The sequence below is a fragment of the Pseudoalteromonas sp. M8 genome (assembly GCF_018141365.1).
Taxonomy (GTDB): domain Bacteria; phylum Pseudomonadota; class Gammaproteobacteria; order Enterobacterales; family Alteromonadaceae; genus Pseudoalteromonas.
In genome coordinates this window covers 2,481,056-2,501,755 of the sequence record NZ_CP047240.1, presented here as the reverse complement: position 1 = coordinate 2,501,755, position 20,700 = coordinate 2,481,056, and the positions used below count along the sequence as shown (strand labels likewise).

Below are 20,700 nucleotides of genomic sequence, written 5' to 3'. Positions count from 1 at the left end.
CTAAGTGTTTGTTCCTCGCCAAAGCGTGTGTTAGTTGTAGCACTTAACTTAACGCCTAATGAGCTAGGTATTAAATAACGTCGTCATTCCTTGAGAGTTGTTGTTAGTCCATCTCGGTAAGTGGTAATTTCAAACTCCGTAAAGCGCTGCTTAAATTTTTCTGATACAAATATGTTGTCGACTGCATATCGAGGTAACAGTTCTCGTGTTTCTCTTATAGGTTTGCTAAAAATGCTTAGCAGTGATAGCTGCCATTTCTTTAATATTGAATACTTGCCTTGAATGCCGAGTATTTCGCTCGCTAAGTTAACGATTTGCTTGTAAGTGAGTCGATTGTCATCACATGGTAGATGCCATGTCTGGCCATACGCATCAGAGGTATTGCCTAGTAACGCCATTGCTCTGCTAGCATCTGGCGTGTATATCAAGGTACGTAACGTATTATCGCTGATAAATACTTTCGCAGCATCGCCTGCTCGCAGCTTATCAAGAACCGTTGTATTGGTGATACTTTGCGTTTTACCCGGTCCATAAAACTCAGGCGCGCGGCAAATCATCGCATTGACTTGGCCTGTACTCATCGCATCGAGCAGCGTATTCGCTATTAGGCCTCTAACTTGGCCTTTTTCGCCATATGGCAAAAAAGGTGTTTCTTCTGTGAGACGTTCATTGCTTTGCGGATACATATAGGTGTTATCAAAATACACTAATTTGGCATTATGTTTTGTGCACGCATCGATGACATTTCGCATCATAATAGGAAATTGCTCAACCCACATGTTTGTGTCAATCGGCAGTCCTGCGGTTAAGTAAACAATTTTAGAGCCTGCTACTGGATTTTTGCGTTTGACTGCCGTCAAGTAGATTAGCGCTGAGTAATTCGTCCGTGTTGTTTATCTTTCTTGGTGTTCGGCTGACAAGACGAATGTTATCGGTAAAGTCTTTCTTTAAAGCTCGGGCGAGTTCACTACCAATTTGGCCGTTTGCTCCAAGTATTGTTTGCATAAAAATTACCTTAATTTGTATCTGTTTTGTGCAAGCATAAGGTTAAAGTAAACTTGAAGGTCAATACTTAATTTCTGTTATCTGCTATTGTTTGGGATAAGCACAGATTTTTTCATTTAAGGTAGCAGACTGAGTGCAGTAGGAACTCGAGTTTATGAAAATTGGTGAATTATCAAAAAGAACAGGCTTGGCGACGTCGAAAATTCGATTCTATGAGGATATTGGCCTACTTAAATTAGTTAAGCGCGCTGCCAATGGTTATAGGATCTATCCCCTGAAGCTGAAACTGTATTGCATTTAATTTCAAATGGTCAAAAGGCAGGCTTTAGTTTAGATGAGTTGAGTAAATTACTTCCGAGTGATCTAAGTGACTGGAAACATGATCAGTTACTTAACGCTTTACGTCAAAAACTTGCTGATATTGAACTGATGGAGAAAAAGCTTGCAGACAACAAACGACAATTAAACTCCATCCTTAATGACATAGAAGCCAAACCGGGTGACATGGCGTGTGCCGACAATGCCAAGCGAGTGATATCACAAATGGGGATGGATAAAAGGAGGAGGTAGATGCAAAAGGAGGAGAAAGAGGAGAGATGCAAAAGGAGGAGAAAGAAGGACGGAGGAGAAAGAAGGACAGCCATTTCTAATGCTGCGTGTATAACAAAGCACGTTTAGTATCAGCGAATGCACAGTCGGTGAGCTTCAAATACCGAGATTACGCAGATGATAATCTTGATAAAGTGATGACACTGAGTAATGACGAATTCTTACGGCGTTATTTGCAGCATGTATTAATTACCGAAAGGATTTATGCGTATTCGACATTACGGTTTTTTAGCCAATGCATGTCGCAAGCGAAAGTTAGCGCTGATAAGGTCGCAGGCGTCATGCACATGCAGAGCAAAGAGGCCAAAGACAGGAGAAAACGTGACATTGATACCGCATTGGCCTTGTCAGCATTGTAAGGCAGATATCTTGCGGCTAATTGACGTATTCAAGTTAGATGTAATAACGACCAAAGTAGAGCGAACGAGTTAGTAGCTCGATAGTTGTTTAAAATCAATTAGTTAACCTGCTTAATTGCTCAGGCTAGCGGCCTCTGTACGCTAAAAAATATAATTGCTTATTAAGGAAAATTTAGGTGTAATGAATACATAATAAGCGCTGAGCAATGCAGGGAAAGCTTACATAACACTAGCTAAACCGATTACACTAGCTAGGAAAGTGAAAGCCTTCAAAAAGCCTATTTTTTCTAAGTAAGCTATAGCATAAACAGTACCAACACTGTCACACCGAGCAGGTAGCGGCTCAGTTCAACAAGCGATTATGCAACACAAACAGCGTGTCGCATAAATACTAAAATGTTAGGTCTTATAGCGGATAAGGCTTACTTTTACAGAAGGAACGAAAAATGAATAAAACTAAATTGGAGTTGATAGCAATAGCCGAGGCTGGAGCAAGTTTAATATTAGATTCCTCGAAATTTACCAAACTTGAATTAGTCGCTATTGCTAAAGCAATTACGGAGCGCCGCAATCTTACGCTAGAAAATTGCCAGTCTAAAACAAAAATTGAGTTGATTGCTATTGCTCAAGCAGCATCAGGAAAAGTAACTTTTCAATAATCTAAATCACTATGGAGATTGCTAATGGCTCAATTCAGAGTTGAAACAGTATATGACGAAACTTCCAATCGGTACTTCATTGAACTCTACCAAAAGGACGGTGACTTACCTATTGTGGTAGGGAAGCAATATATTTCAGCCATGAACATGCAATGGCTGATGCGGTAGAAATGCTTAAAAAAGCAATGCCTTCGCAACCTATAACTGCTTGGCGTGAACAATAGACCTAACAATCCAAGGCAAGTAGGACATATTTTGTTTTGCTGCACTCAAAACGCAAAATATGTCTCTGCTTGGGGCGTTAGGTTTTATGGAGATAAATTGATTTCGATGAAAGAAAAAATATTAAACTATCTAACAAACGTGATTTCACATGATGGTCATGATTTATCCCTCGTTGACAACATATTCGCGATATTTGTGGCGGTAACGCTGGCATTAACTTTTGAAAGCTGGATATCTAAACATCTCTACATAATTATCCCTGTTTTCGTATCAGTTGCAGTTTTAATAGTTTCTTTGATGGTAACGGTTAATCTTAATACAACGAAAAAGTTGTGGTTGGGCTATTTAGTTTCGCTAGTTTTATCATTTCTATCTTATGAATACATTATGTGGGCATCAAATAATGATTTAGCCCCAGAATACCTAGATCTATTAGCGCTACCATATGGCGTTGTTATGTGGATTTTTTGCCGTGAACTTGCTGTGATAATAACCAATATAGTCCGCAGTAAGTAATGAAAATAAGAAAATAAGCGACACCCATCACTATTAACATCAAAACTGAGGAGGTGAAGTAAAAAAGTATGAAAGCACAGCCGTCACTTTGTAAAACGTTTATCGATAGGTTATTTTTTAGCGCTCAAGCGTATCTCTACACTAAAACTGAGTTATCGCGCACGACAACGCGCTGCAAATACAGCAGTAAGAAATTCTAGAGTTGAGAATGTGAGTTTTGCTAAGCCAACAAGCGCTCGCAGTTTGTTAGGTTTGTCCGTCGTCGTTTTTGCAGTGTTTCGCAGTAAGCGGTTATTGTTCGCTCTCGACCAACGGCACCTTGAAATACCCGAGAAAATTGCGTAGTGAGTTTTATCCAGTTCTCAGGCTCTATATTTAATGGAATCTGGAGTCAATGAAATCTGGAGTCAATGACACCCACCATCATTTGTATCTATGCTGGCAAGTAAGATTTAAAAGTACGGAAACACTTAAACGAGGATGGACAAAAGCGTTTTTAGATAGGATGACCTTTGGCGGGTAAGCGTATCTCTACACTAAAACCGGGTTATCGCGCACGACAACGCGCTGTAAATAAAACAGTAAGAAATTCTAGAGTTGAAAAGCTTGCTCTGCTAAGCCAACAAGCGCTCGCAGTTTGTTAGGTTTGTCCGTCGTCGTTTTTGCAGTGTTTCGCAGTAAGCGGTTATCGTTCGCTCTCGGCCAACAGCACCGTGAAATACCCGAGAAAACTGCGTAGTGAGTTTTATCCAGTTTTCAGGTTCGATATTTAATCGAGTAAGAATGGGTTGAGACTCACAGATATAGCCTCGCTTGTCGGCTCGAATACACTGGCCCGTGAGCTCAACTAATTCAATATAGGATTTGAGTTCAAAAGGCAGGCCTTTAGGCATATGTTTTCTTGGGCTGCCAGCAAAGCGTAGTAGACTTTTTGGTTGTTTGCCCAACTTAGCGTGGTCGATTCTTTTTTTGATGCTGGTGTAGTCTGAGGTTTCAGGCGTTGCTGCGATTTTGGCTCTAATAGGGTTTAAGTCTACGTAAGCGAGACAAGCAGCCAATGCCGCCTCGTCCAGTAATGCTTGGGATTTGAATCGTCCTTCCCAAAACCGACCTGTACAATTATCTTCTTTATTTGCTCGGCGGGCGATGTCTTCGTTAAGCACTCGCATAAACCAGCTAATATCTGCGAGCCTTTCTCTGTACTCATCAACCAGCTCGTCGAATATCAATTGTTCCGACTTACTAAGAGGCTCACCTTCAATAAATTTTTGGCTTATCCAATTACCTTTAAACAACTTGTGCCATCGAATAACAATCGCTTCATCAGACAGACGTTTCGCCTTTTTATCATCAACATATAAAACAATGTGGGTGTGATTACTCATCACGGCATAAGCACAGACATCAATACAAAACACAGACCCTAAGATCAGGAGCTTTTCTTCAACCCAATCACGGCGGTGCTCGTATGATTTTCCAGTAAATTTATCTTCACCGCACAGAAAGGCGCGCCTTACGCAGCGGGAGATACAGTGATAATATTTGGTGTCGGTTAAACTGATTTGTTTTTTACGAGCAGTTGCCATAGTTTGGTTTCCTCAATCCTTTGAGTGCAGAATTAAAGCGTAGGCGGTATCTTAGGAAGGTGCAAATTAAGTGGTGGGTGTCAGCGATTTGAGCGATTTGACTCTTGACCAAAATGAACGGGTTGGGCGCCTCGTTAAGCGACTTTAACAAGCTCTTTATAAATACCTAAGCCAATGAAAAATATGTTATGTTTGTTCATGTTAGCCTCTGCTGTTTAGTTATTTGACAAACTAATTATGGCATTGGCTTTAAGCTAACCCACGAAGAGGTGGAGACAAGTGCCATGTGGGAGTCAATATGTCTAGGTATATCAGGAAAGAACCGTGAATAAATTTATATTAGTGTTATTTTGTTTTCTTTTTTCATTTTCTAGTAGTGCACACGAGAATTTCACGTCAGAGCAACTAATTGAGAAAGCAAAAGTATTTGTAGCGGCAAAAAATGCGCGTCAACAGCCAAATACAACAATTAAAGAGATAGAAAACTATATCTCACTGCTTTCTGATGACTTTATCGATGAACACGTCAAATTTAAATTTACTTATACAGATAAATCTAAACTCCGAGAGGATATGATTAATAAATTAAAAGATGAAGTCATTCATAGTTCAATAGAAATAAATGAGGTAATGGTTGGCGCTAATGTCGTCTTTGTAAAAATGACCGAATCAGGTAAAGTAAAACCTGCTCATTTAGATAAAACTATTGAATATAGTAAAACCAATATTGTTTCACTTGAGTTTAATCAAGCGGGCTTAGTTAAGCACATTCGTCGACACCACGGGTAATCAATACCATACAAACGCTTTAACACATTAGTGGTGGGTGTCAGCGATCAATAGCGGGTAAAGTAAAACCTGCTCATTTAGATAAAACTATTGAATATAGTAAAACCAATATTGTTTCACTTGAGTTTAATCAAGCGGGCTTAGTTAAGCACATTCGTCGACACCACGGGTAATCAATACCATACAAACGCTTTAACACATTAGTGGTGGGTGTCAGCGATCAATAGCGATCAATAGAACTACAACATAGAGAGCTTTAGTTGTAGCTAAAACTTGAGTCTCACTTTACCCTAATTTGAGTTGTTATTATCCATACAAAGGCTTTAACCAAGGAACGAAAAATAGCAAGCTCGCGCTCCTTCGTCGCTATTTTATGCTGCTTCTTGGGGAGTTGTTGCACAGTCTTCACTTTCCTTCAAAGTAATACAGCTTTCATGTAAAGGTTTCACCTTCTGTGTCCCACCAAAAATTTCTAGTTGACTTCATGGGTACCAACCACTACATTTGTAGTGGTTGAAAACTACAGATGTAGTGGTAGAGGTGATAAGTGAAACTAAGTGAATTTGAATTAGACGTGATGAAGTTACTTTGGCAACAAAATGCATGTACTGCCAGTGAGCTTCATAAATATCTTCTTGCAGATGATACAAGAACAAAAAAAGTGGCTTATAACACAGTCAAAACAATCGTAGATCGACTAGAGCAAAAAGGTGCGGTCGAGCGCTGTGGTCAGCAGGGGAGGTCAATCGTCTATCAAGCAAAAGTGACTCAGCAAGCGCTTTCACAGCAGGCAACACCGCGTTTTATGGATCGCTTTTTTAAAGGTAGTTCACGCAGCCTGATAGCTCATTTCATTAAAGAAGAGAGTTTAGACGATGATGATATTGAGTATTTACAAAACTTACTTAAGAGCAAAAAACAGAAGAAAGAGAGCGACTAATGTTTGATTACTTACTCACCGCAAGCTTGCTCAGCATGTTTAGTTTGACTAGCTGCTATTTTCTGAAAACTGCGCCTGCACGAACGCGCTTTTATGTGTTGGTAGTAGGGTTATTGAGTTGGCTAATTCCATGGCAGCAACTTTCCCCACCCCCTTTTTTAATAGATCTGGAGCTTTACACTATTGAGGTGAGTTCTATTTCAGACTCAGGGTCAACTCCACCGAACAGCATCAAGCAAAGCACTTTGCAAACCGAATCAAACTGGCTTTCTGGCTATACCATAAACCAAGTGTTTTCAAATTTGTTTGTATTTCTGACAGTGGTAGGTGGAGGACTATTTTTAGCGAGAGTACGGTCGTATAAAAGATTACTAAGAGGCATCGAAAAGGGCGCCTACACCAGTGAAGAGCATCAATATCTACACACGTTTTGCACCGTAAAATTTACAGAATTGAGTACCCCAGCAATTACGACAGGCCCATTACAGCACACCATTTGGTTAGATTTTAAGATGAAAGGTCGACCAGAACTCGATTCCGTGATTGAGCATGAGTTAACGCATATCAAGCATAAGGACACATATTGGTTATGGCTAATATGTGCGACTGAAAGCGTCTTCTTTTGGAATCCATTCTGTTTGTTGTTAGCAAATTTGGCGCGACAACAAATCGAACTCAGCTGCGATGAAAGCTGTATGGAAAAACTGAGTGATAAATATAGATACGATTTGGCCAGTTTACTGTTGTCCGAACATCAATACCGGTATGAACATGCGTCATTAGGTCATTCAGTATTAGCCGTATCTCACTCGAAAAGTTTCAATATTCAAAGAGTTAAAACACTAAACAAGGAAAAGAAAATGAAATTATCCCATTTAATGATTATCACGGCAGCACTGTCTTGTAGTGCCTTAGCTGCTAACCAAATCGTCTCTGAAAAGCAGGTAACACAAGGAGCGAGTATACAAAAGAGTGAAAAGTCAGCGCGATATCAACAGCAATTGAGAGAGCTACTCGCTGGGGCGAAAGGCGCGAAATCGAATGATGAAACACAGCTTAAAGCAGCGGTTTCACACATTTTAAATTGGCATAGTAACCGCGGTTCGTTAAATGGTTTTGAAGAGCTGGATATAAAAGTAAAAAGCTTTACCTTGCTCGACCAAACCTATCATAAGCTAGCTCAATACGAAGCAATCTTGACCGCTTACAATAATTGGTTTCCTGAAGGCTCTACCCAACCGCCATTTTTAAAAAACAGATTGGCATCAGCTTATATGCACCTTGGGCAATATCAGCAGGCAGCAGAGCAATTAGAGAGTCTATCTGAAAAAATGCAAAGTCGCTTTCAAATCGGTAGCGCTACTGATTTGGCACGCGCCTACATTGAAATGGCAGACTACGATAAAGCATTAGCTGTATTAAACAGTGATGCTGTAACGAGTGCTGAAAACCAAACATATCAAGATATCCTAAGATACTATGTATACGAAAAACTGAATAACCAGACAAAGGTGAATGAGCTGAAAGAGCGTTTACCAGCACATTATGCGAAAACACCAGCAATATTACCTCGCTTACCTCGACCTGGCTCTTTGCTTCTGGCGAAGTTATAAATCATTTAAAAAGCCTGTAAGATGCAGGCTTTTTTAATTTACTAAACTAACCGTGCGCTAGCCGAACAGTTCATCTTCTAGTGTTTTACCGTTAACTAACGACTTGTAACGCCAACCCTGTTCACGGCAAAGTCGGAGTACGTCAATATCAACCTGTTGGCCGCTACGGTACTCAATAAGCAGGGCGCCACTGGCATTTACTGTCACCCCTTCAACGCCTTGTAAGGTTTTCAAAAGCGCTATGTGACTACTGGTGCCAGACTCTTTAAGTTTTACAGTCAGCGTGGCAAGCTCCGCTTCTTGGATGCGGTCAACTGCGGTTAATTTACCATGCTGTAAATGTAATACTTGATCGCACAAATCATCGAGTTCCACTAAATCGTGTGAACTCAAAATAAAGGTCGTTTCAGATTGAAGCCTTTTTACTAGGTTTCTGATCTCACGAGCATTTACGGGATCTAATCCAGCCGTGGCTTCGTCAAGCAGTACAATTTCAGGCTTTGAAAGTAGCGTTTGGGCGATACAGATACGTTTTCGCATGCCATGAGATAACTCATGAGGTTTGGCGTGATAACAGTCTTTGAGGTCGACAAGCGCAAGCACTCTGTGCGTTTCACTCTCGGCCGCTTTCGCATCTAAACCTTGAAGTTGTCCGTATAAACGTAGCTGATTACTGACAGAAAACCTTGGATCAAGCTGAGCATCCTGTGGAAGTGCGGCAAGGCGACCAAAAAGTGCAGCGCTGCCAGGTTTGTGACCTAAAATCTGAACATTGCCAGCATCTGCATTTAGATATCCGCAAAGTGTGCTAAAAAGGGTGGTTTTACCCGCACCATTTGGGCCAACAAGCGCAATGGGGGAACCTGCGTTTAGGGTAAAAGATACGTTATCTAGTGCGCGCTTTCGTCCATACTCTTTCACTAAATTATTAACTTCAATAATGCTACTCATAGTGTGCGCCTTCTTAATAGTTCACAACTAATTGCAATTAACACGAGGCTATGCAGCACCGGTGTGGCAAAGCGAGTGAGGTTGATATTTTGTGCGATGGTTTCTGTGCCTTGGTATCCGGGAAAAAGATAAAAAAGATACTCCGCGTAAGCGCTGTACTCAAGTGCAAAAGCGACCAAAGTGGCGAGCGTTAAGTAGGTTAAAATTGCGTAAATCATACTCATTTTGCTTGAGTTAGCAAAGTGATTAGCAACAGACATCAGGGCAATAAATGGCGCAGTAATAAGCGTTAGCTCTAAAACAATTAATGTAGCCCGACTTAGCCCTGTGAGCCACAAGCTTGGGTCGCGCACCACCATTAATATCCAAGCACCTACAGCAGAAATCGCTATGAGCAGCAACGTATTGAATACCTGCCCAACAAAGCGGCCAACAACAATTTCCGCGCGAGATGTGCGCAGGGTTAGAAATCTCAGTGTGCCGCGGGTTCTATCTTCTACAGTTTGATCTGCGCTTGAAAAGATCACAAAAAGAGGAAATAGAAAGATTGACCAAACTAAGTATAGTGCAAGTTCCATTTCAGGCCATTGGGCAATACGGTGCATACCAACGACGCCAGAAAAACTCTGGATCATATTTTTGAAGTTGGGGTCGCTGACAATGGATACCGCTTCTGCAATGGCGTAGCGCAAAATGGCGTACCAAACCAAAACAAATGCGGCGATGGCTATCCATCCGCGTTTCGTTGCAAACAAGCGTTGCAATTCAAAGATGGCAATTAGGCCAATTCTTTTTATATTCATAAGGATCCTTGCAAGTGACAACACAGACTTTCACTACTAGAGCGGTAGGCTGACTTTGATTTGAGCGTATATGATTGGCGCTAAAAAAGGAAGTTACTGAACTGTAACAAAATTAAACCAATAAAAAACGGGCACGATTGAGTGTGCCCGTTTCTGAGTTTAAATTTGCTAGCAATTACCAGCCGCAATTACGGCCTTTATTTTGCTCATCTAGGTATTTTTGCAATGGTGCAAAGTAGTCAAGTACTGCTGTTGCATCCATTTCATCTTTACCTGTTAGCGTTTTCAGTGCTTGTTGCCAAGGTTTGCTGCTGCCCATTTCAAGCATGGCATTTAAACGCTCACCAGCTGCTTTCGAGTTGTAAACAGAACAGCGGTGAATGGCTTCTTTGCTGCCAGCAATTTCACAAAGTGATTTGTGGAACTGGAACTGCAAAATATGCGCTAAGAAGTAACGAGTGTAAGGTACATTACCTGGTACGTGGTATTTTGCACCTGGGTCAAAGTCATTTTCAGTACGTGAAATTGGTGCTTTAACACCTTGATATTTCTCTCTTAATTCCCACCACGCTTGGTTGTACTCTGCCGGAGAAATCTCACCAGAGAATACTTTCCAGCGCCACTGGTCGACAAGTAGACCAAATGGAATGAATGCAACTTTATCGAGTGCCATCTTCATCAATAGACCGATATCTTTTGACTCATCTGGTACGTTATCCAACAAACCAATTTGCTTTAAGTAGCCAGGTGTTACAGATAGCGCGATGGTGTCGCCGATAGCTTCGTGGAAGCCATCATTGGCGCTTTCTTGGTAATATACAGGCTGCTGATTGTAAGCGCGTTGATAGAAGTTATGGCCTAGTTCATGGTGGATAACTGAGAACTCTTCACCGGTGCGTTGGATACACATTTTGATGCGTAGGTCGTCTTTGGCATCTAAGTTCCAAGCTGATGCATGACATTGTACGTCGCGATCTTGTGGTTTAATAAATAAAGAACGTTCGTAGAAAGTGTCAGGTAATGGGGCAAAACCCATTGAGGTGAAGAACTTTTCTGCACCTTTTACCATTTTGATTTCGTCGTAATTGTGTTTAGCCAGTAGCGCTGTTACATCATAACCCGGATCTGCGTTTTCTGGCGCGACTAAGTCATAGATATTGCCCCAGCTTTGTGCCCACATATTGCCAAGCAAGTGCGCAGGAATAGGCTGGTCTTGAGGCACTTTATCTTCGCCGTATTTCTCGCCAAGCTTGGCTCTTACATGACAGTGCAGTGAATCATATAGCGGCTTTACTTGGTTCCAAGTACGGTCAAGTTCTTTTGCAAAGTCGTCCGCTGGCATGTCGTACTTACTGCGCCACATGGCGCCTGTGTCTGCGTAGCCAAGCTCATTAGCACCTTCATTGGTAAGTACCACTTGCTTTTCATAGAGTGGACGCATCGGCTTTGACACTTCTCGCCAACCTTGCCAGATGTCTAAAAGCTCTTCATAGTCGCGACTATTCGCCATCTTAGCCGTCATGTCGCCAAGGCTTAGGCAAGTGCCATCATCTTTACAGTATTTGCCCTTGCCGTACATACCATCAAGCTCTGCAGTGAGCTTTGCAAGTTCCGCTGTTTTGTCAGCATCTTTTGGTGCAGGTAATGTCAGGTTTAGCTTCAATTTGTCAAGCTTGCGGCGAGTATCTTCGTTTAACGTCAAGCCATCAAATTGTGCAGCTTGGTTAGCAAGCTCCACGAGCGCAGCGGTGTATTCCTCATTAACGTCCGCAGCAAATGAAGCGGTATCGTGAGTAATAAAGTTCGCGTAAATCCAAGCTGAGCGGCTAGAGCGGAAGTTAAGGTCAACCAACTGTTCTGACGCCTTATCTAAAAATGCTACTGCATCGGCTTCTGATAACGCTTTATTTGTAGTTTCAGTGGATTTGCAGGCAGAGAGTGCAAAAGTACTGGCAACAATGAGTGCGCCAACACTTAACTTAAATCTTGGTTTCATAGAGTTCACTTGTTGTTTTAATGAATACACGAGCCGACTTAACGCTAGACGGCATTTTAGTATCTATAGCCAGCTACACTAATTGGGTTAATTGCTAAAAATCAGCAAGTAAATTAATCGAATTAGTATTAGTCGTATGAACAACTAATCGTAGTGAGCGCGGCTTTTTCTCGCAGCAAAGCATCATTTTTTGCTGTGGTGGCAAGAATAATAGCAGGACGACTTTAAAACGACAATTTTGCGATGGACAAACAAAGAGATGCGAGCGCAGATAAAAGTTGAGTTAGTGTGATTATTAACCATAATTAAGACAGTCAATTGTATCAAAAGGCCGTATTTGGAGCCTGCAAAAAGGAGTGCATATGACTTTTGTTTTATTGGTGATTTTGGCCATAGTGGTGGTATTTTGTGTCCGTGATATCAGGGTTAAGTTGATCACTAAACCGCTCTTTAATTATTTCAAAACGTCATTACCTGAACTCTCCCAAACCGAGCGAGAAGCGATGGAAGCGGGGAGTATCTGGTGGGATGGTGCGTTGTTTTCGGGTAAGCCGAATTGGCGAAAGTGGTTAAGTAATGATAAACCAAAGCTAAGCGATGAAGAACAGGCATTTATAGATAACGAATTACACACGCTGCTAAAAATGCTTGATGAAGAAGAAATATCTGAGGCTCAAGACCTGCCTGAAGAAGTTTGGCAATTTTTAAAAGAAAAGGGCTTTTTTGCTTTTATTATTCCAAAGGCTTTTGGTGGTCGGGAATTTAGTGCTCAGGCAAACTCCACCATCGTTGCAAAAATAGCCAGCCGTAGTTTATCTACTGCAGTGACCGTGATGGTGCCAAATAGTTTAGGCCCTGCGGAGCTACTGCTTCATTACGGAACCAATGAACAGCAGAATACTTGGCTGCCAAAGCTTGCCTCGGGTGAGGCGCTACCTTGTTTTGCATTGACCTCTCCAGAGGCGGGATCGGATGCTGGTAGCATTCAAGACTTTGCGATTGTGTGTGAGCGTGAATTTGAGGGAGAAAAACAAATTGGACTTGCGGTAACTTGGCAAAAACGATACATCACGCTGGCGCCCGTCGCTGATGTATTAGGACTTGCGTTTAAGGTTTACGACCCGGATCAATTGCTTTCAATTAAAGTAGAGCTTGGGATCACTTGTGCACTTATTCCTACGGCACATGAAGGCGTAAAAACTGGAGATCGACATAATCCGCTGGGGCAAGCTTTTATGAATGGTACAACCAGTGGTGAAGATGTTTTTATTCCAATGGCTTGGGTGATAGGCGAACAGGCAGGTATCGGCAAAGGGTGGCGCATGCTGGTGTCGTGTTTAAGTGCTGGGCGGGGGATATCTTTGCCTGCACTGAGCGCGGGAACCGCTCAATTAAGTGCCAGAACGACTTCGGCTTACGCCGGTGTCCGTCGTCAATTTGGTGTACCTATCTCTGCCTTTGAAGGAGTGCAAAGCGCGTTAGCCAGAATTTACGGCTATAGCTATCTTATTGAAGCGGTGAGACAAACCACTGCGTTGGCAATTGATTTAAAGCAAAGCCCTTCGGTAGTCACTGCGATTGCCAAGTATCACCTCACAGAACATGCAAGGGTGGCATTAAATGATGCGATGGATATTCATGGTGGTAAAGCCATTCAAATGGGGGAAATGAATTATCTTGCCCACAATTATATGGGGATGCCGATTTCTATTACCGTTGAAGGCGCCAATATTTTAACGCGAAGCTTGATGATTTTTGGTCAAGGTGCAACGCGTTGTCATCCTTTCATACTCAAAGAAATGAGTATCGTACAGCAAGAAGATCAATTAATCGCATTGAAAGAGTTTGATGAAGTGCTTTGCAAACACTTGCAGCATACCTCTGTGAATGGGCTTAAGGCGTTTTTTAATGGCTTCACACTTGCACGTTTCGAACGTGCGCCAGTGAGTGGTGATGTGGCGGCGTATTACCGACGGCTAACATGGTTGAGCCAAGCGCTTTCTGTGTATAGTGATATCGCTATGTTAAAGCTAGGCGGTTCACTAAAACGTAGAGAAATGCTCTCTGCAAAATTAGGAGATGTCCTGAGCTTTCTTTATATCGCCTCGTGCGTATTAAAAAAATACGAAGATGATGGCCGTCAGCAAGGGACTTACCGCTGGTAAAGTTTGCCTTAGATCACTGTCTTAACGAAGCAAGTAAGGCTATTTATGCATTTTGCGATAACTTTACCGCAGCACCTCTGGCATTTTTGTTAAAACGTTTGGCGTTTCCTGTTGGTAAGTGGCTCAAAGCGCCAAGCGACAAATTGGCGGTTCAGGTATGTAGCAATGTTTCTGATCACAACTCGACCCGAGAACGTATCTCGCACCTGTGCGCCGTGGTAAAACACTCTGCGGTAGATACGGTTGAGCATGCTTATTTACTGGAAAAGGCGCATGCTCCACTAATGGCAAAATATCGTAAGTGGTGTAAACAAAATAGCGTGAAACTGGTGGGTAAGACATTGAATGAAAAACTCAGTATCGCAATGGACGACAAGGTGATTGATGATAAGAGTTCTGAAACCATCTTTTGTATTGAAACGCTGGTTGCAAAAGCGATTGCTGTTGATGCAAAAGCGCCCAACTAGTTTGTTGTGACTGAGGATTTTGGCTAATTTGTTAAAAAAGCCCCGACAACGGGGCTTTCCTTTCTTATTCTTGAGTTAACGTGCAAAGGGGTCGGCTAGTACCTTGTCTACGTACCATTTGCCTTTTTTGCGCACCATACTGACACTACGCATGTCGTCTACTTGCTCACCGTGGAGCTGACCTGTAAAAATTAAATTAATTTTTGCGCTGTCGCCATACTGTTCGCGCAGACTTTGATTGGTCATATCAACTTCTATGGTGACTTCATCGTATTGCATATTCACTAAATTTCTGGCGAATTGCGACGCAGTACCGTAAGAGCGCATGATACGCGCGTGACGGGGAGTGGCGATTTTCATTGCAGCGTCTAGATCTTTTTTATTATAGAGTGCGTCAAAATACATTGTTGCGGCATATCCAGGAGTGTCCTTGTCACCACTGACATTATCCTCTGAGCCGCACGCTGAGAGTAAAATCATTGCGGCTAAGACAACGAAAGTTTGCTTAATAAGTGACTTTGTCATGCTAAAATACATCATATGCAGTCTAAAATTATTCACAATAAGTTAAGTTTGTCTGCTAACGGCCGATATGTAAAGCCAGTAAATGAAATAAATGTATTATGTGCTAAGGGTTTAAGATGTCTCGTTTAATATCACTAGCTTGGTTCGCTTTATTTTTAGTAGGGTGTGGATCGCAACCTGAAATTAGTAAAGGGGTAACAAGCCAGTTGACGCAAAATGGCATAATACTTGGACACTTTTCTAAAGATGGAAAGTGGAGCGTAACATTAGACAGTAATGCTGAAATCCATATTTATGATAATGCCAATCAGTCTGTCATATTCTCAGTACCCAAAGACAAAATAAAAACACCAGTCAAAGAAGTTTTATTGTCAGATGATAAGGAAATGCTCATCGTGGCAGGTGAAAACCTTATCTCAATTTGGTCTGTTCCAAAGCAAAAGTTGATAACGAACGTACCTTTTGCTGGGGTGAGTCCACTTGCTTCAATCTCTGCTTTAGCGCTTTCCCATAACAACCAGCGTTTGCTTGTTGCGATGGATGATGGCTCACTCAATATGGCGGATCTATTCACGAAGTTAAACAATCGTTTTATGCCACATACTCGGCCGATAGAGCATTTGGCGTTTGATAATAGTGGCGACTATTTTGTTACAGGCGCGCAAGATGGGTTGGTTGCCCTTTGGCAATTTGCCTCACCAGAACCTTTATATGAGCATCAATTTAGTCATCGTGTTACCAGTTTAACAGTGAGTCATGATGGCAAGCATTTATTCGTCTCAGATGGGCTGAATGCGCAACATGTACTAGACTTTGAGTCTGGAAAACAGCTCAGTGAGCTAAAGTATATGGCCCGTTTTAAGATGTTTAGAAAGGCTAAATTTATTTCTGACTCAGGCTTACTCGCGACATCATCGTCAAAGTCTCACCTCTCCATCTGGCGCTATGAGAGCGGGGAAGAATTAGGTACTTGGTCTATTCATACTGAGAATGAGGGGGCAACGGTAGTCGATATGTATGTCCCAAACCCAGACACCTTAGTAACGCTAAATAGCGACGGTATGCTTGAGACGTGGGCGGTTAACGTACTTGCTAAAAAGTAAGGGAGTGAAATCACTCCCTTTAAATCTCAGATTAATTGCAGTTTGACAAGCAAAACTTGAAATTAGGCGCGTTGGAAGTCATAAACGCTACCAAGATTAAGTAGTTGGGTGAGTTCATCTAGTGCAGCATAGGACTCTTGCAGTAGGCTCGGATCAGCTAAATCCTGCTCTGTGACTTTATCGCGATAATGTTTATTGACCCACGCGCTTAGTTGAATAAATTTGTCTTCACTCATCATCACTTCTGGATTTACCGCTTTTAGCTCAGCTTCATTGAGTGCTACACGTAATCGCAAACATGCAGGTCCACCACCATTTTGCATACTTTGGCGTAAGTCAAAAAAGCGTACTTGCGAAATCGGATTTTTTGCACCGAGCATATATTCGATATACGCGGCAACGTTATCATTCTTCGCACATTCCTCCGGTGCAACCAGCATCATCTCGCCTGATGGCAAGGTGATCAATTGTGAGTTAAATAGGTAGCTTTTTACTGCGTCTTCAACACTCACTGCATGTGTCGGAACTTCTACAATATGTAAAGGCTTTTCGCCGATATACGCTTGTCTAATTTTGGTTAGACTGGAGGTTTGATCAATGAAGGCTTGATCATGGCAAAACAGCACATTCTCATTGCCCACCGCAATGACGTCATTATGGAACACGCCTTGATCAATCACATTTGGATTTTGCTGGATAAAAATTGCTTGCTTATCATCTAATTGATGTAGCCTTGCAATCGCTTGACTTGCTTCTAATGTTTGCCGAGCAGGATATTTAGTAGGACCCTTTATATCGCTGTTAAAGCCACTTGAACCGTACACAAATAATTGTAGACCTTTACTGCCATGGCTATCGGCGAGGCGAGTGTGGTTTGCAGCACCTTCATCGCCAAAAAAAGGCTGCTCAGGCAAATGCTGGTGATGTGCAAAATATTGCGCATTAGCGAACATAGCACGAAGTAAATTCGTGGTGGTTTCTGGCTCTATTGAACGGTGAAATTTGCAGTTTAAATTGGCACTTGTGAAATGTACTTTGCCATCGCTGGAATCAATAGAAGGCGATACAGTCGCCGCATTTGCCGTCCACATTGCAGAGGCAGAGTAACAAGCTCGAAGCAATATAGGGTCGTGTTTATATGCTTTTTCAAGTACTTGTGCATCAGTTCCCGAAAAGCCAACGCGACGCAGTGGGGCTAAACTCGGGCGTGCGTGAGGTGCGAATATTCCTTGTTTTAGGCCGATATCATGCATTGCTTTCATCTTTTCAAGACCTTGCAATGCCGCTTCTTTTGGATTAGAGACGCTGGTAGCGTTAGAAAGTGACGCGACATTACCATAAGATAATCCGGCATAATTATGTGTTGGCCCTACTAAGCCGTCGAAATTGACTTCATAAGTCATGAGTGCGGTTCCTGTTGCGAATAGTTATAGATAACTAGTATGAGGCGGTTTCACTGGTTTTTAAAGTGACTTAGGTCGAATTAGGCGTTTGTACTTATTTAGCTTTAGCACGCAGTCATTGCAAAACAAATTAATAGGGAATTGGAATTAACCTATTACAACGCAATTCCTCACGTTTACTAAATTCGACTGCATCCTAGCGAGTCTCCTGATCACAATGGTGAACAGTGGAAAAAACAATTGCTGCAGCCTTAGTTAAACCAGCTTTCATTGCAAATTTATCCCTCGTTGCCCACAATAGGGTTAAATTCCTTTTTATATCAAGGCAAACCATGGAAGTTGAACATCAGGAAATTGCCAATTTTTTAGTAGCTTACCCGCCGTTTTCGGATTTGCCTCAAGAGGCACTACATAAACTCGCAAGCCAAGTCGAAGTAGGTTACTACCGAGCGGGCAGCGGCATTTTGGAATATGGAGAGCAGATCACTTACTTGTATGTGATCCGATCTGGTGCTGTCGAGCTCTATCGGCGCTCAGGTGAGTTATACAATCGTATTTCCACAGGTGGGATCTTTGGCCAGCGTGGTTTATTGATGAATCGCAAAGTTCGTTTTGGCGCTCAAAGCCTTGAAGATACACTAGTGTACTGTATTCCTGTAGGCATTTTTGATGAGTATTGCGACGTTTATGAAGCGTTTGCTGATTATTTTGAAGCAGACGATAATGCGAGACTAAAAATCACGGTTTCTGAGCAAGCCGACAGCAACGATTTGACCACGGCCAAAGTGCGTAAACTATTGCTACGCGATGTGGTGTACGTTGAACGCAACGCCACGGTACAGCAGGCAGCTCAAGTGATGGCAAAAGAGCATGTGTCATCACTACTTATCTATGACCCCGAGAAACCAGTTGTCGAAGATCCAGATGAAGATGATGGTCAGGTGGTTGGCCTTATCAGTGACAGAGATCTTCGTACAAAAGTAGTCGCTGAGGGGCTGAATTATCAAACTCCGGTCTCTGAGATTATGTCGACTGACCTTATTATTGTTGACTCCAATGCCTATGTCTTCGAAGCCATGATGCTGATGCTAAGAGACAATGTGCATCATTTGCCCGTTGTTCATAAGCGTAAACCGATAGGAGTGGTCGCGCTATCCGATATTTTGCGCTATGAGTCTCAAAGCAGTCTGTTGTTTGTTAGAGGGCTAATGGACCAACAAAGTGTTGAAGACTTGAGTAGTTACGCCAAGCAGCTTCCTGCAATTTTTACTCGGATGGTGAATGAAGACGCCAACTCACACATGATTGGTTCTGCGATGTCGATTATAGGCAAAACGTTTAAACACAAGTTACTCGAACTCGCGGAAGCAAAATTAGGTCCGCCACCAATCCCATACTGCTTTATTGCCCTTGGTTCAATGGCTCGGGACGAACAATTAATTGTGACCGATCAGGATAATGCACTGATCTTGGATGACAGTTATCAACCCGCTGAGCATGGCGCTTACTTCGAAAAGTTGGCGAAGTTTGTGTGTGATGGTCTAGCCAATTGCGGCTATAAATATTGCGATGGTGGGATCATGGCAAGCAACCCAGCTTGGCGTCTAACTTACAGTCAATGGTTAGCACAATTTGAAGACTGGATAGAAAACCCCAGTCCTGAGGCTTTACTTAATAGTTCGATTTTCTTTGATCTGGAAGGCGTATGGGGTGAAACAAAATGGGCTGAGAAACTCACTGCTTTTATCAGTAAAAAGGCCAAAAGCACCCCTAAATTTTTGGCTGCGATGGCACATAATGCGCTAAGAAGAACACCGCCTTTGGGCTTTTTTAACGGTTTTGTCCTTGAGCAAGACGGTGAGCACAGGCGTTCGATGAACATTAAACGCCGTGGCACAGCACCGCTTTCAGACTTGGTTCGAGTGCATGCCCTTGGTGTTGGTTCTAAAAAACAAAACTCCTTCGAGCGATTAGAAGATATTGATGAGGCAAATATACTGCCAAAGGGTAAGGTGCTAGATTTGCAAGCTGCGCTTGAATATATTGCCATCATGCGTATTCGCCATCAAGCATGGCAAATTGAGCAGGGCGAAAAGCCTGATAACAGCTTGCCGCCTGAAACACTCTCTGATTTTGAACAGCGTAATCTTAAAGAAGCTTTTGGCGTGTTAGACAAAGCACAGAGCTTTTTAAAGTTTCGCTATCAAAACAAATCCATGATGAAGTAGCGGTGTAATATGCAAGGCGAGATTATGTCATGGCCAAATCGCTTTCAGCATTTGGTAGAAACGTCGAAAGACCCGAGAATTCAAGCATTTTATCAGCAAGGCGTGGTAGATCCTTACCAGCAATTGAGCCAGTGCGAGTTTGTTGCCCTTGATTTTGAAACTACAGGGCTCGACCCAAACACCGATGATATTGTGAGCGTTGGCGTCGTACCATTTGACTTACGACGGATCCGCTTGGCTCAAGCGAAGCATTGGTTAGTGAAGCCAACCAGTCCGCTGGCTGAGGAGTCTGTGGTACTGCACCGGATCACACACTCACAAGTTGAAAGCGCGCCAGATCTGCAAGATATTCTTGAGGAAGTGTTTGCTTCGCTGCATGGTAAAGTCATAGTGGTGCACTATCAGTTTGTCGAAAAGTCATTTTTCGATTCTGCGCTAAAAGCGAGATTGGGTGAGGGTATTGAGTTTCCAGTGATTGATACGATGGAAATTGAAAAGTCAGCGATAAACAACGCCAGAGGCTGGCTTGATAAGCTCAAACGTAAACCAATTCCTTCGGTACGTTTAGCTGACTGCAGAAAGCGCTATGGGCTTCCCTATTATCAGCCACATCATGCCTTGTCCGATGCGTTAGCAACGGCGGAGCTATTTCAAGCTCAAGCTCAATATTGTTTAGACCCATCAGACATGGTGAAACGCTGGTGGAGCTAACCCCAAATAACAAAAAGGCGGAGCATACACCAAGCTCCGCCTGTAAT

At 42.4% G+C, this 20,700-nt stretch carries 19 protein-coding genes and 3 pseudogenes; 13 read left to right on the top strand and 9 right to left on the bottom strand.

What is annotated here, in order from left to right:
- Positions 1-83: 83 nt before the first annotated feature.
- Positions 84-755, bottom strand: a complete 672-nt coding sequence (locus tag GSF13_RS15785; protein WP_249122688.1) for an NAD-dependent epimerase/dehydratase family protein — start codon at positions 753-755, stop codon at positions 84-86.
- A gap of 64 nt (positions 756-819) precedes the next feature.
- Positions 820-1,005, bottom strand: a complete 186-nt coding sequence (locus GSF13_RS24785; protein ID WP_249122687.1) for an NAD-dependent epimerase/dehydratase family protein — start codon at positions 1,003-1,005, stop codon at positions 820-822.
- 154 nt (positions 1,006-1,159) lie between these two features.
- Between GSF13_RS24785 and GSF13_RS24780 the strand changes: the two genes are divergently transcribed.
- From GSF13_RS24780 to GSF13_RS15760, 6 genes and pseudogenes are all read left to right on the top strand, one after another.
- Complete coding sequence (locus tag GSF13_RS24780) at positions 1,160-1,306, top strand: MerR family DNA-binding transcriptional regulator (protein WP_249122686.1); 147 nt, start codon at positions 1,160-1,162, stop codon at positions 1,304-1,306.
- Positions 1,297-1,575, top strand: a complete 279-nt coding sequence (locus tag GSF13_RS15780) for a MerR family DNA-binding protein (protein WP_249122685.1) — start codon at positions 1,297-1,299, stop codon at positions 1,573-1,575. Before GSF13_RS24780 ends, GSF13_RS15780 begins: the two co-directional genes overlap by 10 nt.
- Positions 1,576-1,703: 128 nt before the next feature.
- Positions 1,704-2,046 (top strand): annotated as a pseudogene (locus tag GSF13_RS15775) (transposase); the annotation flags it as partial.
- Positions 2,047-2,419: 373 nt separating this feature from the next.
- Positions 2,420-2,632 (top strand): hypothetical protein, encoded by a 213-nt coding sequence (locus GSF13_RS15770; RefSeq protein WP_206470948.1) that lies wholly within the window; start codon positions 2,420-2,422, stop codon positions 2,630-2,632.
- Between the two features lie 24 nt (positions 2,633-2,656).
- Positions 2,657-2,800, top strand: a complete 144-nt coding sequence (locus GSF13_RS15765) for a hypothetical protein (RefSeq protein WP_206470947.1) — start codon at positions 2,657-2,659, stop codon at positions 2,798-2,800.
- A gap of 162 nt (positions 2,801-2,962) precedes the next feature.
- Complete coding sequence (locus GSF13_RS15760; protein WP_206470946.1) at positions 2,963-3,373, top strand: hypothetical protein; 411 nt, start codon at positions 2,963-2,965, stop codon at positions 3,371-3,373.
- A gap of 220 nt (positions 3,374-3,593) precedes the next feature.
- Here the strand turns inward: GSF13_RS15760 and GSF13_RS24775 are convergent.
- Together GSF13_RS24775 and GSF13_RS15755 are read right to left on the bottom strand one after the other, a co-directional pair.
- A pseudogene (locus GSF13_RS24775) lies at positions 3,594-3,752 on the bottom strand (transposase); the annotation flags it as partial.
- A gap of 235 nt (positions 3,753-3,987) precedes the next feature.
- Positions 3,988-4,959 (bottom strand): transposase, encoded by a 972-nt coding sequence (locus GSF13_RS15755; protein ID WP_211866215.1) that lies wholly within the window; start codon positions 4,957-4,959, stop codon positions 3,988-3,990.
- Between the two features lie 324 nt (positions 4,960-5,283).
- Here GSF13_RS15755 and GSF13_RS15750 point away from each other — a divergent pair, with 324 nt between their 5' ends.
- The 3 genes from GSF13_RS15750 (at position 5,284) to GSF13_RS15740 (ending at position 8,301) form a co-directional block, all read left to right on the top strand.
- Entirely contained in the window at positions 5,284-5,748 is a 465-nt protein-coding gene (locus GSF13_RS15750; RefSeq protein WP_174168753.1) for a nuclear transport factor 2 family protein, read from the top strand.
- 547 nt (positions 5,749-6,295) lie between these two features.
- Positions 6,296-6,688: a BlaI/MecI/CopY family transcriptional regulator gene (locus tag GSF13_RS15745; protein ID WP_010604953.1), complete on the top strand. Its 393-nt coding sequence runs from the start codon at positions 6,296-6,298 to the stop codon at positions 6,686-6,688.
- Positions 6,688-8,301, top strand: coding sequence for a M56 family metallopeptidase (locus GSF13_RS15740; protein WP_211866213.1), 1,614 nt, complete (start codon positions 6,688-6,690; stop codon positions 8,299-8,301). The genes GSF13_RS15745 and GSF13_RS15740 overlap by 1 nt, the downstream gene beginning before the upstream one ends.
- A 57-nt stretch (positions 8,302-8,358) precedes the next feature.
- Here the strand turns inward: GSF13_RS15740 and GSF13_RS15735 are convergent, their stop codons facing one another.
- From GSF13_RS15735 to GSF13_RS15725, 3 genes are all read right to left on the bottom strand, one after another.
- Complete coding sequence (locus tag GSF13_RS15735) at positions 8,359-9,252, bottom strand: ABC transporter ATP-binding protein (protein ID WP_211866211.1); 894 nt, start codon at positions 9,250-9,252, stop codon at positions 8,359-8,361.
- Positions 9,249-10,055, bottom strand: coding sequence for an ABC transporter permease subunit (locus GSF13_RS15730; protein ID WP_211866209.1), 807 nt, complete (start codon positions 10,053-10,055; stop codon positions 9,249-9,251). Before GSF13_RS15730 ends, GSF13_RS15735 begins: the two co-directional genes overlap by 4 nt.
- Before the next feature lie 175 nt (positions 10,056-10,230).
- Positions 10,231-12,051, bottom strand: a complete 1,821-nt coding sequence (locus GSF13_RS15725; protein ID WP_211866207.1) for a M2 family metallopeptidase — start codon at positions 12,049-12,051, stop codon at positions 10,231-10,233.
- Between the two features lie 362 nt (positions 12,052-12,413).
- Here GSF13_RS15725 and GSF13_RS15720 point away from each other — a divergent pair.
- Positions 12,414-14,683 (top strand): annotated as a pseudogene (locus tag GSF13_RS15720) (acyl-CoA dehydrogenase).
- Positions 14,684-14,758: 75 nt separating this feature from the next.
- Here the strand turns inward: GSF13_RS15720 and GSF13_RS15715 are convergent.
- Entirely contained in the window at positions 14,759-15,208 is a 450-nt protein-coding gene (locus tag GSF13_RS15715) for a hypothetical protein (RefSeq protein ID WP_010378604.1), read from the bottom strand.
- Between the two features lie 116 nt (positions 15,209-15,324).
- Between GSF13_RS15715 and GSF13_RS15710 the strand changes: the two genes are divergently transcribed.
- A complete protein-coding gene (locus GSF13_RS15710) occupies positions 15,325-16,311 on the top strand; it encodes a hypothetical protein (protein WP_095727524.1) in 987 nt (328 codons plus the stop codon).
- Positions 16,312-16,373: 62 nt separating this feature from the next.
- Here the strand turns inward: GSF13_RS15710 and astB are convergent, their stop codons facing one another.
- Complete coding sequence (astB, locus tag GSF13_RS15705) at positions 16,374-17,714, bottom strand: N-succinylarginine dihydrolase (protein ID WP_039497635.1); 1,341 nt, start codon at positions 17,712-17,714, stop codon at positions 16,374-16,376.
- 332 nt (positions 17,715-18,046) lie between these two features.
- Between astB and GSF13_RS15700 the strand changes: the two genes are divergently transcribed.
- A complete protein-coding gene (locus tag GSF13_RS15700) occupies positions 18,047-19,942 on the top strand; it encodes a DUF294 nucleotidyltransferase-like domain-containing protein (protein WP_039497644.1) in 1,896 nt (631 codons plus the stop codon).
- Positions 19,943-19,966: 24 nt separating this feature from the next.
- Positions 19,967-20,653 carry a 3'-5' exonuclease gene (locus GSF13_RS15695; RefSeq protein ID WP_051009502.1) on the top strand — a complete coding sequence of 229 codons (687 nt, stop codon included), beginning with the start codon at positions 19,967-19,969 and terminating at the stop codon, positions 20,651-20,653.
- The last annotated feature ends 47 nt before the right edge of the window (positions 20,654-20,700 follow it).

Bases quoted from the DNA above. Each gene is read 5' to 3' on its own strand.
- GSF13_RS15710 (WP_095727524.1), top strand. From the start codon at position 15,325: ATGTCTCGTTTAATATCACTAGCTTGGTTCGCTTTATTTTTAGTAGGG.
- GSF13_RS24780 (WP_249122686.1), top strand. From the start codon at position 1,160: ATGAAAATTGGTGAATTATCAAAAAGAACAGGCTTGGCGACGTCGAAA.
- GSF13_RS15760 (WP_206470946.1), top strand. From the start codon at position 2,963: ATGAAAGAAAAAATATTAAACTATCTAACAAACGTGATTTCACATGAT.
- GSF13_RS15740 (WP_211866213.1), top strand. From the start codon at position 6,688: ATGTTTGATTACTTACTCACCGCAAGCTTGCTCAGCATGTTTAGTTTG.
- GSF13_RS15785 (WP_249122688.1), bottom strand. From the start codon at position 755: ATGATGCGAAATGTCATCGATGCGTGCACAAAACATAATGCCAAATTA.
- GSF13_RS15770 (WP_206470948.1), top strand. From the start codon at position 2,420: ATGAATAAAACTAAATTGGAGTTGATAGCAATAGCCGAGGCTGGAGCA.
- astB (WP_039497635.1), bottom strand. From the start codon at position 17,714: ATGACTTATGAAGTCAATTTCGACGGCTTAGTAGGGCCAACACATAAT.
- GSF13_RS15725 (WP_211866207.1), bottom strand. From the start codon at position 12,051: ATGAAACCAAGATTTAAGTTAAGTGTTGGCGCACTCATTGTTGCCAGT.
- GSF13_RS24785 (WP_249122687.1), bottom strand. From the start codon at position 1,005: ATGCAAACAATACTTGGAGCAAACGGCCAAATTGGTAGTGAACTCGCC.
- GSF13_RS15700 (WP_039497644.1), top strand. From the start codon at position 18,047: ATGGAAGTTGAACATCAGGAAATTGCCAATTTTTTAGTAGCTTACCCG.
- GSF13_RS15755 (WP_211866215.1), bottom strand. From the start codon at position 4,959: ATGGCAACTGCTCGTAAAAAACAAATCAGTTTAACCGACACCAAATAT.
- GSF13_RS15730 (WP_211866209.1), bottom strand. From the start codon at position 10,055: ATGAATATAAAAAGAATTGGCCTAATTGCCATCTTTGAATTGCAACGC.
- GSF13_RS15735 (WP_211866211.1), bottom strand. From the start codon at position 9,252: ATGAGTAGCATTATTGAAGTTAATAATTTAGTGAAAGAGTATGGACGA.
- GSF13_RS15765 (WP_206470947.1), top strand. From the start codon at position 2,657: ATGGCTCAATTCAGAGTTGAAACAGTATATGACGAAACTTCCAATCGG.
- GSF13_RS15715 (WP_010378604.1), bottom strand. From the start codon at position 15,208: ATGACAAAGTCACTTATTAAGCAAACTTTCGTTGTCTTAGCCGCAATG.
- GSF13_RS15695 (WP_051009502.1), top strand. From the start codon at position 19,967: ATGTCATGGCCAAATCGCTTTCAGCATTTGGTAGAAACGTCGAAAGAC.